Annotated in this window: 1 protein-coding gene; it reads left to right on the plus strand. The window is 44.5% G+C overall.

The window, feature by feature from the left end; all coding sequences use genetic code 11:
- Positions 1-162: 162 nt before the first annotated feature.
- Positions 163-903, plus strand: coding sequence for a LytTR family DNA-binding domain-containing protein (locus tag A3739_RS14755; RefSeq protein ID WP_068474120.1), 741 nt, complete (start codon positions 163-165; stop codon positions 901-903).
- Positions 904-1,077 lie beyond the last annotated feature (174 nt).

Raw genomic sequence — 1,077 nt, forward strand, 5'->3', positions numbered from 1 at the left:
TTGGGGAATCAGAAAAAAACACGCACGGAAATCATATCGCTTTATCGAATATTGCAGATCGCCTTTCTGCTATGTACAAAAAGACTGCCGTTCTGAAGACAAGTCAACACAATAACATCTTTACCACAACGCTCCGGCTTCCAATTCAAAGCAGTCATTAATATGAAAGAAGCGACCAAGATCTTAATTGCAGATGATGAACCTTTAGCCCGAGATCGGCTAGCCCGCATTATTGAGCGTATTGATGGTTACGAGGTATGCGGCCTCGCGAGGAATGGTCAGCAGGCTGTTGAGATAGCGCGAACGGAATATCCCGATATTGCATTGCTCGATATCCGTATGCCCGAAATGGACGGCATCGAAGCCGCTAAACACATCACAAAGCTTGAACCGCCACCAGCAATTATCTTTTGCACCGCCTATGACGAATATGCCTTACAGGCGTTTCAAGCGAATGCCATAGGTTATGTACTAAAGCCGGCTAGAGAAGAGCAGCTTCTGCAAAGTTTGAACCAAGCACAAGCATTAAGTCAGGCTCATTTAAAGGCTGTCAAAGTACTGCAGGCAGGTCAAAGTGCGGATTCATTCTTTATTGCGAACACATGGGATGGCCAAGAAAAGATCGACCTCGACGATATACTGCTATTCAAAGCCGATCAAAAGTATGTGAATGTTATTCATAAGCAAGGCGAAACCTTAAGTAACCAAACCTTAAAAGAACTCGAAGAGCTTTACCCGCACTTCATTCGCGTGCACCGTAGCACTCTCGTTAACACTAAACATCTTAGAAAACTCAAAAAATCCGCATCGGGTACGCACATCATTGAGCTCAGCAATGGCCTCACAACGGAAGTTAGCCGACGGCATTGTAGTGAAGTTCGCGACCTTATCTCCTCTCTCTGAGCCGTTTTAGAAATTTCACAGATCTTTTTTTGTGCCACCCAGCACAGTTTCGGCTTAGTAAGGCGTCATTTAGTCGACACCGTTCTCACTCTCACTATGCCCATAAAAGCAGTTCACAAAAATGTCGCAGAACTTTATGTATGATCCGTAATGTTGTTAAGAAAAACGAGGTCA

Source organism: Oleiphilus sp. HI0067 (genome assembly GCF_001635735.1).

Coding starts and splice junctions, on each gene's coding strand:
- A3739_RS14755 (WP_068474120.1), top strand. CDS start 163: ATGAAAGAAGCGACCAAGATCTTAATTGCAGATGATGAACCTTTAGCC.